Origin of the sequence: Streptomyces endocoffeicus (genome assembly GCF_016741935.1) — a bacterium.
In the GTDB taxonomy this organism is placed as follows: Bacteria; Actinomycetota; Actinomycetes; order Streptomycetales; family Streptomycetaceae; genus Streptomyces; species Streptomyces endocoffeicus.
Window position 1 is genome coordinate 63,245 of the sequence record NZ_JAERRG010000028.1, and the last position, 16,160, is coordinate 79,404.

Here is a 16,160-nt window from a genome sequence, read left to right on the forward strand (position 1 = left end):
GGGCGCGGGCTACTGCTTGTCGAACTTGTGCTGGGTCCGGGACTGCTGGGACTCGTCCGTCTTGCCGCCCTCGATCGCCTGCTGCGGGCTGCCGCCGGCCAGCTCGGCCTTCATCCGCTGAAGCTCCAGCTCCACGTCCGTACCGCCGGAGATCCGGTCGAGCTCGGCCGCGATGTCGTCCTTGGTGGCCATACCGGACTGGTCGTCCAGGGCGCCGGAGGCCAGCAGCTCGTCGATCGCGCCCGCGCGCGCCTGGAGCTGCGCCGTCTTGTCCTCGGCGCGCTGGATCGCCATGCCGACGTCGCCCATCTCCTCGGAGATGCCGGAGAACGCCTCGCCGATGCGGGTCTGGGCCTGGGCCGCGGTGTAGGTGGCCTTGATGGTCTCCTTGCGCGTACGGAAGGCGTCGACCTTGGCCTGCAGCCGCTGGGCGGCCAGGGTCAGCTTCTCCTCCTCGCCCTGGAGTGTCTGGTGCTGCGTCTCCAGGTCGGTGACCTGCTGCTGCAGCGCGGCGCGGCGGGACAGCGCCTCACGGGCCAGGTCCTCCCGGCCGAGCGCGAGCGCCTTACGGCCCTGGTCCTCCAGCTTGGTGGACTGGCCCTGCAGCTGGTTGAGCTGAAGCTCCAGGCGCTTGCGCGAGGTCGCCACGTCGGCGACACCGCGGCGCACCTTCTGGAGCAGCTCCAGCTGCTTCTGGTACGAGTAGTCAAGGGTTTCGCGCGGGTCCTCGGCCCGGTCCAGGGCCTTGTTGGCTTTCGCGCGGAAGATCATCCCCATACGCTTCATGACACCGCTCATGGGCCTCGCGCGCCCCCTTCTGACGGACGTGTGACTCCGGCACTCCAACAGACCCAGCCTACGGGCCCTGCTTCCATTACCGCACTGTTCGAGCCCGCTCGCGCTCCTCCTGCAGGACGATCAGACGGTGGGAGCCTCCGGCGCAAGGAGGAGTGCGCCCCCTGTGTCCCGATTAGGGCGGGACTCCGTTGCCTGATCGTTCCCCCAGAGGCTGGGGCACACACCCCGCAACCCGTACCCTTGGGCTTTGTGTTCCGAAGCCGTTCCAAGGATGAGCAGGCCGCTACCGCCAAGGTGACCGCGGACCAGCCGCAGCAGACCCGTGACCCGCAGGCGCCCAAGGGCCGCCCCACTCCCAAGCGGAGCGAGGCCCAGACGCAGCGCCGCAGCCTGGCGAAGACGCCGGCCAACCGTAAGGACGCCTCCAAGCGTGCTCGCGAGGCCCGCCGCGCCGATCTGGCCAAGCAGCGCCAGGCGCTGGCCGGAGGTGACGAGCGGTATCTGCCGGCCCGCGACAAGGGTCCGGTGCGGCGGTTCGCCCGTGACTACGTGGACTCGCGGTTCTCCGTCGCCGAGTACTTCCTGCCGCTCGCGGTGGTCATCCTGGTCCTGAGCATGGTCCGGGCCGGGGCCATGCAGAGCTATGTGCTGCTGGTGTGGATGGTGGTCATCGTCCTCATCGTGGTCAACTCCCTCGTCCTCGGCGTCCAGCTCAAGCGGCAGCTGCGCAAGCGCTTCCCCGACGAGAATCTGCGCGGCGCGGTGGCGTACGCCCTGATGCGTACCCTCCAGATGCGCCGACTGCGGCTGCCCAAGCCGCAGGTCAAGCGCGGAGAGCGGCCCTGAGCGGCCCACCCTCCGGCTTCACCGGCGGGGCGGCCGGCTGGCTGAGTCACCTAGGGGGCCTGCGGAACACCGTCCGGCAGGCGCTGGTCGCCCACCAGCTCGATGAGCAGATCACCGCGCGCTTCCCGGTGGGGCAGCGGCTGCGGATGCTCGACGTGGGCGTCGGCCAGGGCACCCAGGCCCTGCGGCTGGCCCGCGCGGGCCATGAGGTGACCGGGCTGGAGTCCGACGCCACCATGCTGGAGGCGGCCCGCGCCGCGCTCGCCGGCGAGCCCGAGGGCATCCGAAGACGGGTGCGGCTGCTCGAGGGCGACGGCCGGGAGACCGGGGCACACTTCCTGCCGGGAACCTTCGATGTGGTGCTGTGCCACGGCGTGCTGATGTACGTGCCCGAACCGGATCCGCTGCTCGCCGGGCTGGCCCGGGTGCTGGCCCCCGGCGGTCTGCTCTCGCTGCTGGTGCGCAACGGTGACGCGCTGGCGATGCGGCCGGGGCTGGCCGGGGACTTCGACACCGCGCTGGCCGCCTTCGACTCCCCCTCGTACACCAACCGGATCGGGCTGCCGGTGCGCGCCGACCGGCGCGAGGAGCTTGCCGGCACCCTCACCGCGATCGGCGCGCCCCTGCGCGCCTGGTACGGCGTGCGGGTCTTCACCGACCTCGCCCCGGACGACGCGGAGCCGCCGGGCTCCCCGGAGTGGGAGCGGCTGCTGACGGCCGAGGAGCGGGCCGGCCGCACGGATCCCTACCGGGCGGTGGCGGCGCTGCTGCATCTGTGCGGGGTACGCGGCTGATCCGGGCCGCGGGATGGGGTGGCGGTCAGGACCGCCACCCCGCGCTTTTGCCCATTCGGCGTGCGGGTTTGCTTATTTGCTTATTTGCTTATTCGGCGCGCAGGCTCATCGGGCCGTAGATCTTCTTCCCGTCCTCGAAGAGCGTCACCTGCTCCGCGCCTCCCTCGAGGAGCTCCCGCCACTCCTCACCGATCCATGACTCCGCGTCCCCCTGGGTCGGGAACTCCTCCGGCTGCACCGCGGGCTTCGTCTCCGCCCCGTCGGACTTCTCGAACCGCCATGTCCACGCCATTCCAGCCTCCTCCATCCCGCCGGCCCACAGGTCATACCCGGCGGTCCACAGCTGATGTCTGCCCGCAGCCTAGGTGACTGATCACTCCGTACGGGGTGGCCCCGCGCGACCCGTGGGAACGGACGCGAGACGATCGGGGCGTGGAACTCACTCTTCTGGGCACCGGGGCCCCCGACGGGCTGCCGCGCCACGGCTGCCCCTGCGCCGCCTGTGCCGCCGCCGTCGGCGAGGAGGCACGGGCCGCGACCTCGCTGCTGATCGACGGCGCGCTGCTGATCGATCTCACCCCGGGGGCCGCCTTCGCCGCCGCGCGGGCCGGGTACTCCCTGGTGGGCGTCCGCCAGGTGCTGCTCTCCCATCCGCACGCGGGTCCGGCCGTCGAGTTCCCGGCCGGGCTGCCGGCGCCGGGGCGGGTGCCGGACGGCCGCGCGCTGTCCCTGATCAGCGGCCATCGGGTGCGGGCGGTCGCGCTGGACTCCCCCGGTACCGGCTACGAGGTCACCGGGCCCGACAGCACCCGGCTGCTGTACCTCCCGCCGGGCGCGGCCGCCGCCGGGCTCCCGGACCCGGCCGAGCCGTACGACATGGTGCTGCTCGACGTGCCGGGCCGCCCCGACGCGCTGGCCGCCCTGCGCTCCTCGGGCGCCGTGGGCGCCACCACCGACGTCCTGGCGGTCCATCTCGACCACACCACCCCGCCCGGCCGGGAGCTGCACCGGCGCCTCGCCACGGCGGGCGCGCGGGCGGTGCCGGACGGGCAGACGCTGATCGTCGGCGAGTACCACGCGGTGCCGGACCTGCCGCGCCGCACGCTGGTGCTGGGCGGCGCCCGGTCCGGCAAGTCCCTCGAGGCGGAACGGCGGCTGGCCGCGTTCCCCGACGTCCTGTACGTCGCGACGGGCGGCACCCGCGAGGGCGACTCCGAGTGGGCCGCCCGCGTCGCCGCCCACCGCGACCGCCGCCCCGGCTCCTGGCGCACCACCGAGACCTGCGACCTGCCCCCGCTGCTCGCCGAGGACGGCCCACCGCTGCTCATCGACTGCCTGGCGCTGTGGCTCACCGACGCGATGGACTCCGTGAGCGCCTGGGACGACGAGAAGTGGGCGCACGGCGGTGAACGCGCCCTCCACGAACGGGTCTCCGCCCTCGTCGCGGCGGTCCGCGCCACGGCCCGTACGGTCGTCGCGGTGAGCAACGAGGTCGGCGCGGGCGTCGTCCCCGCGACCGCCTCCGGGCGCCGCTTCCGCGACGAACTGGGCCGTCTGAACGCGGCGTTCGCCGAGGAGTGCGAGCAGGTGCTGTTGGTGGTGGCGGGTCAGCCCTTGCCGCTACGCGGCTGATCTTGGGCCGGGGGCCAGGGGCTGGGGGGTGTGGGGGCTGAGGGTGCGTGGCTGCTCGGCTCGGTTGGGTGCGGCTTTCGTCTCGCGCCTTCGGCGCAATTGAGCAGCGGGGCAGGGGGTGGGGGGCGCGGCGCCGCCGCCGGGCGACGGGACGGCGGGAGTGGGCGCCGGTGGCGGCCTCCGTGGCCCGGGGGCCGAGGTCCCTCCGGACTGCGGGCCGGTGGTCCCGGGGCGGCCCCTCCGGGTACCCCTCTCGAAAACACTTGATCTGGCGCAACTAATTTGTCAAACGTTTTCGAAGGGGGTGCCCCGACCCCCGGCAGTCCGGCAACGGGCCCAGCCCCCGTAGGCCCGAGCCGCCACGGTCCCCGCGCCCCACCGGCCCGGCGCCCGGCGACGCGGCCCGCGCCCCCACCCCCTGCCCCGCTGCTCAATTGCGCCGAAGGCGCGAGACGGCGGCGCGGGCAGCCGAGCCGAGTAGGCCGACACAGGCCCCGACCCGTGCCCGCGCTGGCCCCGACCCGTGCCCGCGCGGGGCCTGCGCGCGGCCCGCGCCGGGCTCAACGGACGGACGCCGTACCGGTTCCCGGGGCGCCGGGTAGGGTTCGCCAGGTGAGTGCTCTCAATCTCGATGACTTCGTCGACCTGATCGAGCGCCCCGACGGGGGCATCCGGCGTGACGCCGAGGAGCGCCGCGAGCGGCTCGCGTTGCCGCCGGGTGCGCTCGGGCGGCTGGACGAACTGGGCGAGTGGCTGGCCGCCGCTCAGCAGCGGGTGCCGGTCAAGCCCATCGAGCAGCCCCGCGTCGTCCTCTTCGCGGGCGACCACGGCGTCTCCGAACTCGGCGTCTCCGCCCGCCCCGCCGGGAGCGCCCACCGTCTGGTCCGCGCCGTGCTCGACGGCGAGAGCCCGGCCGCCATCCTCGCCGCCCGTCTCGGCACGCCCGTCCGGGTCATCGACATGGCCCTGGACTGCGACCCCGAGGACCTCCCCGAAGACGTCACCCGCCACCGGGTACGCCGCGGGTCCGGCCGGATCGACGTCGAGGACGCGCTCACCCTGGACGAGGCCGAGCGGGCCTTCCGCACCGGGATGGCCATCGCCGACGAGGAGGCCGACTCCGGCACGGACCTCCTCGTCCTCGGCGACCTCAGCGTCGGCGGCACCACTGCCGCGGCCACGCTCATCGCCGCGCTGTGCGGTACGGACGCGTCCGTGGTCACCGGCCGCGGCGGGGCCGCCATCGACGACCTCGCCTGGATGCGCAAGTGCGCCGCCATCCGCGACGGGCTGCGCCGCGCCCGCCCCGTGCTCGGCGATCAGCTCCAGCTGCTGGCCACCGTCGGCGGTGCCGACCTCGCCGCGATCACCGGCTTCCTGCTGCAGAGCGCCGTACGGCACACCCCCGTGATCCTCGACGGCGTCGTCTCGGCGGCCTGCGCGCTGGTCGCCCAGCGGGTGGCGTTCCGCGCCCCGGACTGGTGGCTGGCCGGTCAGGCCAGCGGCGAACCGGGCCAGGAGAAGGCCCTCGACCGCATCGCCCTCACCCCGCTGCTCGACCACGGTGTCACGGTCGGCGAGGGCACGGGCGCGCTCCTCGCCCTGCCGCTCGTGCAGGCGGCCGCGGCCCTGCACGCGGAACTCCCGGAGCGCGACGGCTAGGGGGTGTCCGGCGGATCTTGGCGCCTGCGGCGGGCCACTCCCCTCCCCGCCCCTTCCCGACACCTGACGAAATGCGGCTCCGCCGCGTGGGGGCTCCGCCCCAGACCCCGGGGTCCAGGGGCGAAGCCCCTGCCTTCCAGCCCCTCCGGCGTTTGAGGAGTGGGAGCTGGGGCGGAGCCCCAGTTGTGGGAAGGGGCGGGGAGGGGGAGGCATCGATATGCGGCTCCGCCGCGTGGCCCGCCGCAGGCGCCACGACCGACCCGCCGGACACCTCTCAGCCGAAGGTCAGGACCACCAGGGCGGTCGTGGCGGCCGTTTCGGCCAGCGCGCCGAAGACATCGCCGGTCACCCCGCCGAGACGGCGGTGGCAGTGGTGCAGGAGGAGTTCGGCGGCCGCCAGAGCGGCCAGTGCGGCGAAGGCGTGACCGACAACGGCGTACGGGCCGAACGGAACGGCCACCGCCGCGCAGCCCACCACCGTCACCGCCGCCACGACACCGGCGGAACGCCACGGCACGCTGCCCGCGACCGCCGCGCCCAGCCCCTCCGGGCGCGCCGCCGGAACCCCCACGCGGGCCGCGAGCGTCAGGGCGCAGCGCGCGGTGACGCCGGCCACGGCCGCCCCGACCGCGCCGTGCGCCCAGTCCTCCCCGTAGAGCTCGGCCAGGGCCGCCACCTGCCCGAACAGGACGAACAGCAGCGTGATCACGCCGAACGGCCCGATGTCCGACCGCTTCATGATGCGCAGCGCGTCCTCGGCGGGCTTGCCGCTGCCGAGCCCGTCCGCGGTGTCGGCGAGCCCGTCGAGATGGAGGCCGCGGGTCAGTACGGCGGGTATCGCGGCGGTGGCCACGGCCGCGAGCAGCGGACCGCCGCCCAGGAACAGCAACACCCCGCCCACCGCGGCCGCGCACAGCCCCACGGCCAGCCCGGCCAGCGGAGCGCACAGCATCCCCGCGTGCGCCGCCTCCCGGTCCCACCGGGTGCCCCGTACGGGCAGCACGGTGAGCGTGCCGAACGCGAAGCGGACCCCGTCGCTCCAGGGGGCACGCGGAGCATGGGCGGGCGGCGGGTCGTAGTCGGGCCGCGGCGGATGCTCCGGCCGCTCGGGCTGCTGCTCCGCACCCTCAGGAGGCTCGGAGGACTCAGAGGGCTCGGAGCTCTCCGGCCGCTCGGGCTTGGGCTCGGGCTCGGCCTCCCGCGGGCGTGCGGACGGCTGCGATCGCGGCTGCGGCGGCTCCGGCGTGGTGTCCATCGCGCGGAAGGCTATCCCGGTCACCCGTAGCGGGTAAGCCCCAGGGCGCGCCCCTGTTGAGCCCTGAGTGCCAAGGCACGCCCGGTGCTTGGCACTTCCGGTCGCGGGCACCTCCCGGCGGTAGCCGGGGGAGAACCGAGCCCAAATGGGGCCTAGGCATACGATGCGGAGGGGCGCGGCCTACCAATCCATGACGGCCGACGAACTACCGGAAGAGGGACCCGACCACTGTGACTGCTCTGACTCTCAGCACCTCGTCCGCCGCGGCACTGCGCGCGGACGCCGTCGTCGTCGGTGTGGCGAAGGGGGCCAAGGGCCCCGTCGTCGCTGTCGGCGCCGAGGCCGTGGACAAGGCGTTCGGCGGGAAGCTGGCCGCCGTTCTGGAGACGCTCGGCGCGACCGGCGCCGAGGGCGAGGTGACCAAACTGCCCGCCGCGTCCGGCCTCAAGGCCCCGGTCGTGCTGGCGGTCGGGCTGGGCGAGGTCCCGGCCAAGGGCGACGGCTATGACGCCGAGACGCTGCGCCGGGCCGCGGGGGCGGCCGCCCGCGCGCTGTCCGGTTCGAAGAAGGGCGCGTTCGCGCTGCCGATCGAGGACCTGGCCGACGCCACCGCCGTGGCCGAGGGCGCGCTGCTCGGCGCGTACACGTACGACAAGAGCAACGGCAACGGCGGCAACGCCAAGGACAAGAACAAGAAGAACAACGGGCCGCTCGCCGAGGTCGCCCTCGTCGGCGGCAAGCCGCGCGACAAGGCGTACAAGGCGGCCGTGGAGCGCGCCACCGCCCTCGTCGCGGAGGTCAACCGCGCCCGTGACCTGATCAACACCCCGTCCAACCTGCTCAACCCGGCCGTCTTCGCGGCCGAGGCGGTCGCGGCCGCGAAGGAGCACGGCCTCAAGACCGAGGTGCTGGACGAGAAGGCGCTCAAGAAGGGCGGGTACGGCGGCATCCTCGGCGTCGGCCAGGGCTCGGAGGCCCCGCCGCGGCTGGTCCGGATCGCGTACACCCACCCCAAGGCCGAGAAGACGCTCGCCCTGGTGGGCAAGGGCATCACCTACGACTCGGGCGGCATCTCCCTCAAGCCGGCCGGTCACAACGAGACGATGAAGTGCGACATGAGCGGTGCCGCCGCCGTGTTCGCCGCGGTCGTCACCGCCGCCAAGCTGGGCCTGCGGGTCAATCTGACCGGCTGGCTGGCGCTCGCCGAGAACATGCCGTCGGGTTCGGCCACCCGCCCCGGCGATGTGCTGTCGATGTACGGCGGCAAGACCGTCGAGGTGCTGAACACCGACGCCGAGGGCCGGCTGGTGCTCGCCGACGCGATCACCCGCGCCGGTGAGGAGAAGCCGGACGCGATCGTGGACGTGGCGACGCTGACCGGTGCGATGGTCCTCGCACTGGGCAACCGCACGTTCGGGATCATGACGAACGACGAGGCGTTCCGCACCACGCTCCACGAGGTCGCGGGCGAGGTCGGTGAGCCGTCCTGGCCGATGCCGCTGCCCGACCACCTCCGCAAGGGCATCGACTCGCCGGTCGCCGATCTGGCGAACATGGGCGAGCGCATGGGTGGCGGTCTGGTGGCCGGCATCTTCCTGAAGGAGTTCGTGGCGGACGGGATCACCTGGGGCCACCTGGACATCGCGGGTCCGGCCTTCAACGAGTCCGGTCCGTTCGGCTACACCCCCAAGGGCGGCACGGGCGCCGCGGTCCGCACCCTGGTGCGGCTGGCCGAGCGCACCGCCGACGGCGACCTCGGCTGAGACACCCGCCGCCATGGGCCGAAAGTCCCGTCGATTTCGCCCTCAACGAAATCGACGGGGCTTCGTGTTCCGGATACGCAGGAGTAACCCGTGAACTGGGGCGTGGAGATTTCTCACACAGCGGCCCCGCGTCCCGCCCCCTCCCAACAAGTGCGAAGATGTTGTCCCGGCAGGACAGGGCCACCGACACCAGGGCCGAAGTAAGAAGCGGCCGAACACACGCCGCCGCCCGGCCGACCAAGGCCGGTCCCGGCGCACCATGCATGGAGGACGTGACGTGGCGAACGACGCCAGCACCGTTTTCGACCTAGTGATCCTCGGAGGCGGTAGCGGCGGTTACGCCGCTGCCCTGCGCGCGGCGCAGCTGGGTCTGGACGTCGCCCTGATCGAGAAGGACAAGCTGGGCGGCACCTGTCTGCACCGTGGCTGTATCCCCACCAAGGCGCTGCTGCACGCCGGTGAGCTCGCCGACCAGGCCCGCGAGGGCTCGGAATTCGGTGTGAAGACCACCTTCGAGGGCATCGACATCGAGGGTGTGCACAAGTACAAGGACGGCGTGGTCTCGGGCCTCTACAAGGGTCTGCAGGGCCTCATCGCCTCCCGCAAGGTCACCTATGTGACGGGTGAGGGCCGGCTGTCCTCCCCGACCTCCGTCGATGTGAACGGCGAGCGTTACACCGGCCGCCACATCCTGCTGGCCACCGGTTCGGTGCCGAAGTCCCTGCCCGGCCTGGAGATCGATGGCAACCGCGTCATCTCCTCCGACCACGCGCTGGTGCTCGACCGCGTGCCGAAGTCCGCGATCGTGCTGGGCGGCGGCGTCATCGGCGTCGAGTTCGCCTCCGCGTGGAAGTCCTTCGGGGCCGACATCACCATCGTCGAGGCGCTTCCCCACCTCGTCCCGGTCGAGGACGAGAACAGCTCCAAGCTGCTGGAGCGCGCCTTCCGCAAGCGCGGCATCAACTTCTCCCTCGGCTCCCGCTTCTCGGGCGTGGAGTACACCGCCGACGGCGTCAAGGTCTCGCTGGAGAACGGCAAGACCTTCGAGGCCGAGCTGCTGCTGGTGGCCGTCGGCCGCGGCCCGGTCTCGCAGGGGCTCGGCTACGAGGAGGCCGGGGTCAGCATGGACCGCGGCTATGTCCTCGTCGACGAGTACATGCGGACCAACGTGCCGACCATCTCCGCCGTCGGCGACCTGGTCCCCACCCTCCAGCTGGCCCACGTCGGCTTCGCCGAGGGCATGCTGGTGGCCGAGCGGCTGGCGGGCCAGAACCCCGTTCCGATCGACTACGACGGCGTGCCGCGGGTGACCTACTGCCACCCCGAGGTCGCCTCCGTCGGCATCACCGAGGCCAAGGCCAAGGAGCTGTACGGTGCGGACAAGGTCGTCGCCCTGAAGTACAACCTCGCGGGCAACGGCAAGAGCAAGATCCTGAAGACCGCGGGCGAGATCAAGCTCGTGCAGGTACGGGACGGTGCCGTCGTCGGCGTCCACATGGTCGGTGACCGGATGGGCGAGCAGGTCGGCGAGGCTCAGCTGATCTACAACTGGGAGGCGCTGCCGGCCGAGGTCGCGCAGCTCGTCCACGCCCACCCGACCCAGAACGAGGCGCTCGGCGAGGCCCACCTGGCCCTGGCCGGCAAGCCGCTGCACTCCCACGACTGACTCATCCCGAGCGCGAACCATCCAAAGATCGTTAAGGAGCAACCGAACACCATGGCGGTTTCCGTAACCCTGCCGGCGCTCGGCGAGAGCGTGACCGAGGGCACCGTCACCCGCTGGCTCAAGGCCGAAGGTGAGCGCGTCGAGGCCGACGAGCCCCTGCTCGAGGTGTCGACCGACAAGGTCGACACCGAGATCCCGGCCCCCTCGGCCGGTGTGCTGACGTCCATCAAGGTGGCCGAGGACGAGACGGTGGAGGTCGGCGCCGAGCTGGCCGTCATCGACGACGGCGGCGCGGCCCCGGCCGAAGCCCCCGCCCCCGCGGCCGAGCCCGCTCCGGCGGCTCAGCCCGAGCCCGCCCCGGCGCCCGCCGCCGAGGCCCCCGCACCCGCACCCGCCCCTGCCGCCGCCGCTCCGGCCGGTGGCGCCGAGGGCACCGATGTGGTCCTTCCCGCGCTCGGCGAGAGCGTGACCGAGGGCACCGTGACCCGCTGGCTCAAGGAGGTCGGCGAGTCCGTCGAGGCCGACGAGCCGCTGCTCGAGGTCTCCACCGACAAGGTCGACACCGAGATCCCGGCCCCGGTCGCGGGCACCCTGCTCGAGATCCTGGTCGCCGAGGACGAGACCGCCGAGGTCGGCGCCAAGCTGGCCGTGATCGGTGCCGCCGGTGCCGCTCCGGCCGCCGCGCCCGCCCCGGCCGCCCCCGCCCCGGCTCCCGAGCCGGTCCAGGAGGCCCCGGCGCCCGCCCCGGCCCCGCAGGCCCCGAGCGCCCCGGCGCCGGTCGCCCCGGCCCCGGCCGCTCCGGCGCCCGCCCCGGCTCCGGCTCCGGCGCCGGTCGCCACCATCCCGGCTCCCGCGGCCCCCGAGGCCGAGGGCGCCTACGTCACCCCGCTGGTGCGCAAGCTCGCCGCCGAGAACAACGTGGCCCTGTCCACGGTCAAGGGCACCGGCGTCGGCGGCCGCATCCGCAAGCAGGACGTCATCGCCGCCGCGGAGGCCGCCAAGGCGGCCAAGGCCCAGGCGCCGGCCGCCGCCGCGCCGAAGGCCGCCCCGCAGGAGGTGTCCCCGCTGCGCGGCCAGACCATCAAGATGCCGCGGATGCGCAAGGTCATCGGCGACAACATGATGAAGGCCCTGCACAGCCAGGCCCAGCTGACCAGCGTGGTCGAGGTGGACGTCACCAAGGTCATGCGGCTGCGCGCCCGGGCCAAGGAGGCGTTCGCCCAGCGCGAGGGCGTCAAGCTCTCGCCGATGCCGTTCTTCGTGAAGGCCGCCGTCCAGGCGCTGAAGGCCCACCCGGCCATCAACGCCCGGATCAACGAGGACGACAACACCATCACGTACTTCGACGTGGAGAACGTCGGTATCGCGGTGGACGCCGAGAAGGGCCTGATGACCCCGGTCATCAAGAACGCCGGCGACCTCAACATCGCCGGTCTGTCCAAGAAGACGGCGGAGCTGGCGGGCAAGGTCCGCTCCAACAAGATCACCCCGGACGAGGTGTCCGGCGCCACCTTCACGATCAGCAACACCGGCTCGCGCGGTGCGCTGTTCGACACGATCATCGTGCCCCCGAACCAGGTCGCCATCCTGGGCATCGGCGCGACCGTCAAGCGTCCGGTGGTCATCAACCACCCGGAGCTGGGCGAGACCATCGCGGTGCGCGACATGACGTACGTGGCGCTCTCCTACGACCACCGCCTGGTGGACGGTGCCGACGCGGCCCGCTACCTGACGGCCGTCAAGGAGATCCTGGAGGCCGGCGAGTTCGAGGTGGACCTCGGGCTCTGACCCTCATCTCGGTTTCCCTGCCGCGCCCCGCACGGGCTTCCCGTGCGGGGCGCGGTTTTCATTACCGCACAGCCGGGATAATGGCAGCTGTTCACCGCTGGTTCTAAGGAGTCCCCCATGGCCGCGCCCGTCGTCCACTCGCTGCGCGAGCAGATCCGCGAGCACATCGTGGAGGGCATCGTCAGCGGCCGCTGGAAGCCGGGCGAGCGGATCGTGGAGCGCCGGATCGCCACCGAGCTGGAGGTCAGCCAGACGCCCGTACGGGAGGCGCTGCGGGAGCTTGAGTCGCTGCGGCTGATCGAGTCGGCACCGAACAAGGGCGTCCGAGTGCGGAATCTGACCGCCGCCGATCTGGAGGAGATCTATCCGGTACGGGCCGGGCTCGAGCAGATGGCGGCGGAGCTGGCCGCGCCCGTGCTGGCCGAGGACACCTCCGCCCTGGAGCCCGAGGTGCGGGCGCTGTACGAGGCGGACCGTACGGCCGACGGGGAGGCGCAGGTCAGGCACACCGTGGCGTTCCACCGGGAGCTGGTGCGGGCGTCGGGCAACAGCGTGCTGCTGCACACCTGGGAGTCGCTGGGCATCGAGATCTGGACGACGCTGTCGATCCGCTGGCTGGGCACCGTCCAGCAGTCGTACGCCGAGGAGCACCAGGCGGTGGTGGACGCCTTCAAGCGGCGGGATCCGCGGGTCGGCGAACTGGTCAAGGAACACGTCCTCGGCTGTGCACCGCGTGCCTAGTTTCGCGGCACGGAATGCCAATTTCGGCTTGCGGAGCACTTTTTCCTCGACAGAGCTTTGATCGATCATCGATCAGTCTTACGGTTATTTCATGACCGATCTCGCACGCACGCAGCCGAGTGCGCTCGACCAGCTCCCCGACCGTGACCCCGAGGAGACCGCCGAATGGGGCGCCTCCCTGGACGCCGTCACCCGGGCGGCCGGGTCGCACCGCGCCTCGTACCTCATGCGCCGCACCCTGGAGCGCGCCGAGAGCGCCGGGCTCGCGCTGCCGCCCCTGCTGGAGTCGGACTACCTCAACACCATTCCGACCGCCGCCGAGCCCGCGTTCCCGGGCGACGAGGCCATGGAGCGCCGCATCACCGCCTGGAACCGGTGGAACGCGGCGGCGATGGTCACCCGCGGCAGCCGTGACGGCCTCGGCGGCCACATCGCCACCTTCGCCTCCGCCGCCTGGCTCTACGAGACGGGCTTCCAGCACTTCTTCCGCGGCAAGGAGGCGGACGGCAGCGGCGACCAGCTCTACATCCAGGGCCACGCCTCCCCCGGCATCTACGCCCGCGCCTTCCTCGACGGGCGGCTGACCGAGCACCACCTGGACCGCTTCCGCCGCGAGGCGGGCGGCAGCGATGTTCCTGGGCTGCCGTCCTATCCGCATCCGCGCCGGCTGCCGTGGCTGTGGGAGTTCCCCACCGTCTCGATGGGGCTCGGCCCGATCTCCGCGATCTACCAGGCCCGCTTCAACCGCTATCTGGCGGCGCGCGGCATCAAGGACACCGCGAACTCCCACGTATGGGCCTTCCTCGGCGACGGCGAGATGGACGAGCCGGAGTCGACGGCCGCGCTCGCCCTGGCCGGGCGCGAGGGCCTGGACAACCTCACCTTCGTCATCAACTGCAACCTCCAGCGCCTCGACGGCCCGGTGCGGGCCAACTTCAAGATCGTGCAGGAGCTGGAGGCCCAGTTCCGCGCGGCGGGCTGGAACGTGATCAAGTCGCTGTGGGGCTCCGCCTGGGACGAGCTGTTCGCGCTGGACGCCTCGGGTGCGCTGGCCCGCCGGCTGCGCGAGGTCCCGGACGGCCAGTTCCAGACGTACGCGACCCGCGACGCGGCCTACATCCGCGAGCACTTCTTCGGCGCCGACCCCGAGCTGGCCCGGCTGGCGCGGGGGCTCACCGACGCCAGGCTCACCGAGTGTTTCCACACCTCGCGCGCGGGCCATGAGCCCCGCAAGGTGTACGCGGCGTACCGCGCGGCCGTGGAGCACAAGGGTGCCCCGACCGTCGTCCTCGCCCAGACCGTCAAGGGCTGGACGCTGGGCCCCGGCTTCGAGTCGCGCAACGCCAACCACCAGATGAAGAAGCTGACGGGCAAGGAGTTCCGCGCCATGCGGGACCTCCTCGAACTCCCCATCCCGGACAGCAAGCTGGACGACGCCCTCGTGCCGTACGTCCACCCCGGCCCCGACTCCCCCGAGGTGCGCTACCTCCAGGAGCGCCGCGCGGCCCTCGGCGGCCCGGCCCCGGCCCGCCGGGTCCACCCGGTGGCCCTGCCCGAGCCGTCCGCGAAGCCGTTCCAGGCGCTCGCCAAGGGCTCCGGCAACCAGGAGATCGCCACCACCATGGCCTTCGTCCGGCTGGTCAAGGACCTGATGCGGGAGAAGGAGACCGGGAAGCGCTGGGTGCCGATCGTGCCGGACGAGGCACGGACCTTCGGCATGGAGTCGCTCTTCCCCACCGCCGGGATCTACTCCCCGCTCGGCCAGACCTACGACCCGGTCGACCGCGATCAGCTCCTGTACTACAAGGAGGCCGCGAACGGTCAGATCCTCAACGAGGGGATCACCGAGGCCGGTTCGATGGCCGACTTCACCGCCGCCGCGACGTCGTACGCGACCCACGGCGAGCCGATGATCCCGTTCTACATCTTCTACTCGATGTTCGGCTGGCAGCGCACCGCCGACCAGATGTGGGCGCTGGCCGACCAGCTCGGCCGCGGCTTCCTCATCGGCGCCACGGCGGGCCGTACGACGATGACCGGCGAGGGCCTGCAGCACGCCGACGGCCACTCCCCGCTGATCGCCTCCACCAACCCGGCGGCGCTCACCTACGACCCGGCGTTCGCCTACGAGGTGGGCGCGATCGTGCGGGAGGGTCTGCGGCGGATGTACGGCCCCGAGGCCGAGGACGTCTTCTACTACCTGACGGTCTACAACGAGCCCAAGGTCCAGCCGGCCATCCCTGCGGGTGACGGCGTCGAGGAGGGCATCCTCAAGGGCCTGTACCGCTACCAGGAGGCCACGGCCCCGGCCGCGGACTCCCCCCGCATCCAGCTCCTCGCCTCCGGCACCGCCGTCCACTGGACGCTGGAGGCCCAGAAACTCCTCGCCGACGACTGGGGCGTGGCCGCCGACGTGTGGTCCGCCACCTCCTGGAGCGAGCTGCGCCGCGACGCCCTGTCCTGTGACGCGGCGCAGCTCAAGGGCGAAGACCGGGTCCCGTACGTCACCCGTGCCCTGGCAGGCGCACCGGGCCCGGTCCTCGCCGTCAGCGACTGGATGCGTGCCGTCCCCGACCAGATCAGCCAGTGGGTCGAGCAGGACTGGTACTCGCTGGGCACGGACGGCTTCGGCCTCTCCGACACCCGCGAGGCCGCCCGCCGCCACTTCGGCGTGGACGCCCCGGCCATCGTGGTGGCCGCCCTGTCCCGCCTCGCCCGCCAGGGCGCGGTCCGCGCCACGGCCCCCAAGGAGGCCGCGGAACGGTACGGCATCTGACGATGCCGCCGCCGGGGGGGCCGGGCTGAGAGGCCCGGCCCCTTGGCGCGCGCTCGGCCCCTTGGCGCCCGCCCGGCCCCTTGGCGCCCGCCCGGCCCCTTGGCGCCGGCCCGGCCCCCGGCGCGCGCCCGGCCGTCGCCCGGCCCCCGGCGCCCGCCCGGCCGTCGCCCCGGTCGCGGGGCCCGGTGACGCCTGCGGCGAGCTGCTCCCCTCCCCGCCCAAATCCAGCCCCTCCGGCGTTTGAGGAGCGGGGTCCAGGGGCGGAGCCCTTGGCTACGGGAAGGGGCGGGGAGGGGAAAGAACCGCCCGGCACCCCGTAGCCCGAGCCGCCGCTCCTGCGCGGCATCCGGCCGACGGGCGGCGCAAGGCCGAGGCCCCGCCCCCGGGGCGGACGCCCGGGGCCCAGGCGCGGCGCCCCGCCTCCCAACCGCCGCTCGGG

The 16,160-nt window shown here is 73.0% G+C and carries 12 protein-coding genes; 9 read left to right on the forward strand and 3 right to left on the reverse strand.

Translation table 11 applies throughout. The annotated features are described in order from the left end of the window. Window positions 1-9: 9 nt before the first annotated feature. Entirely contained in the window at window positions 10-798 is a 789-nt protein-coding gene (locus JK364_RS43235; RefSeq protein ID WP_201856929.1) for a PspA/IM30 family protein, read from the reverse strand. Window positions 799-1,047: 249 nt separating this feature from the next. Between JK364_RS43235 and JK364_RS43240 the strand changes: the two genes are divergently transcribed. Both JK364_RS43240 and JK364_RS43245 read left to right on the forward strand, forming a co-directional pair. Next, window positions 1,048-1,644, forward strand: a complete 597-nt coding sequence (locus JK364_RS43240; RefSeq protein ID WP_201856930.1) for a DUF3043 domain-containing protein — start codon at window positions 1,048-1,050, stop codon at window positions 1,642-1,644. Between the two features lie 59 nt (window positions 1,645-1,703). Continuing rightward, entirely contained in the window at window positions 1,704-2,438 is a 735-nt protein-coding gene (locus tag JK364_RS43245; protein ID WP_201856974.1) for a class I SAM-dependent methyltransferase, read from the forward strand. A gap of 88 nt (window positions 2,439-2,526) precedes the next feature. Here the strand turns inward: JK364_RS43245 and JK364_RS43250 are convergent, their stop codons facing one another. Beyond that, complete coding sequence (locus JK364_RS43250; protein WP_020871990.1) at window positions 2,527-2,730, reverse strand: hypothetical protein; 204 nt, start codon at window positions 2,728-2,730, stop codon at window positions 2,527-2,529. Between the two features lie 140 nt (window positions 2,731-2,870). Here JK364_RS43250 and JK364_RS43255 point away from each other — a divergent pair, with 140 nt between their 5' ends. Both JK364_RS43255 and cobT read left to right on the forward strand, forming a co-directional pair. Further along, a complete protein-coding gene (locus JK364_RS43255; RefSeq protein WP_201856931.1) occupies window positions 2,871-4,070 on the forward strand; it encodes a bifunctional adenosylcobinamide kinase/adenosylcobinamide-phosphate guanylyltransferase in 1,200 nt (399 codons plus the stop codon). 612 nt (window positions 4,071-4,682) lie between these two features. Then, entirely contained in the window at window positions 4,683-5,732 is a 1,050-nt protein-coding gene (cobT, locus tag JK364_RS43260) for a nicotinate-nucleotide--dimethylbenzimidazole phosphoribosyltransferase (RefSeq protein ID WP_201856932.1), read from the forward strand. 274 nt (window positions 5,733-6,006) lie between these two features. Here cobT and JK364_RS43265 read toward each other — a convergent pair whose 3' ends face one another. Continuing rightward, window positions 6,007-6,735, reverse strand: coding sequence for an adenosylcobinamide-GDP ribazoletransferase (locus tag JK364_RS43265; protein ID WP_372462069.1), 729 nt, complete (start codon window positions 6,733-6,735; stop codon window positions 6,007-6,009). 482 nt (window positions 6,736-7,217) lie between these two features. Between JK364_RS43265 and JK364_RS43270 the strand changes: the two genes are divergently transcribed. The 5 genes from JK364_RS43270 to aceE all read left to right on the forward strand — a co-directional run bounded on the left by JK364_RS43270 (window position 7,218) and on the right by aceE (window position 15,721). Further along, a complete protein-coding gene (locus tag JK364_RS43270; protein ID WP_201856934.1) occupies window positions 7,218-8,750 on the forward strand; it encodes a leucyl aminopeptidase in 1,533 nt (510 codons plus the stop codon). A gap of 277 nt (window positions 8,751-9,027) precedes the next feature. Beyond that, window positions 9,028-10,416, forward strand: a complete 1,389-nt coding sequence (gene lpdA, locus JK364_RS43275) for a dihydrolipoyl dehydrogenase (protein WP_201856935.1) — start codon at window positions 9,028-9,030, stop codon at window positions 10,414-10,416. Between the two features lie 51 nt (window positions 10,417-10,467). Then, window positions 10,468-12,204, forward strand: coding sequence for a 2-oxoglutarate dehydrogenase, E2 component, dihydrolipoamide succinyltransferase (gene sucB, locus JK364_RS43280; RefSeq protein WP_201856936.1), 1,737 nt, complete (start codon window positions 10,468-10,470; stop codon window positions 12,202-12,204). A 117-nt stretch (window positions 12,205-12,321) separates the two neighbouring features. Next, window positions 12,322-12,945: a GntR family transcriptional regulator gene (locus JK364_RS43285; protein ID WP_201856937.1), complete on the forward strand. Its 624-nt coding sequence runs from the start codon at window positions 12,322-12,324 to the stop codon at window positions 12,943-12,945. A gap of 91 nt (window positions 12,946-13,036) precedes the next feature. Beyond that, the gene (gene aceE / locus JK364_RS43290) at window positions 13,037-15,721 is read left to right on the forward strand and encodes a pyruvate dehydrogenase (acetyl-transferring), homodimeric type (protein ID WP_201856938.1); all 2,685 of its coding nucleotides are present in this window, start codon (window positions 13,037-13,039) and stop codon (window positions 15,719-15,721) included. The last annotated feature ends 439 nt before the right edge of the window (window positions 15,722-16,160 follow it).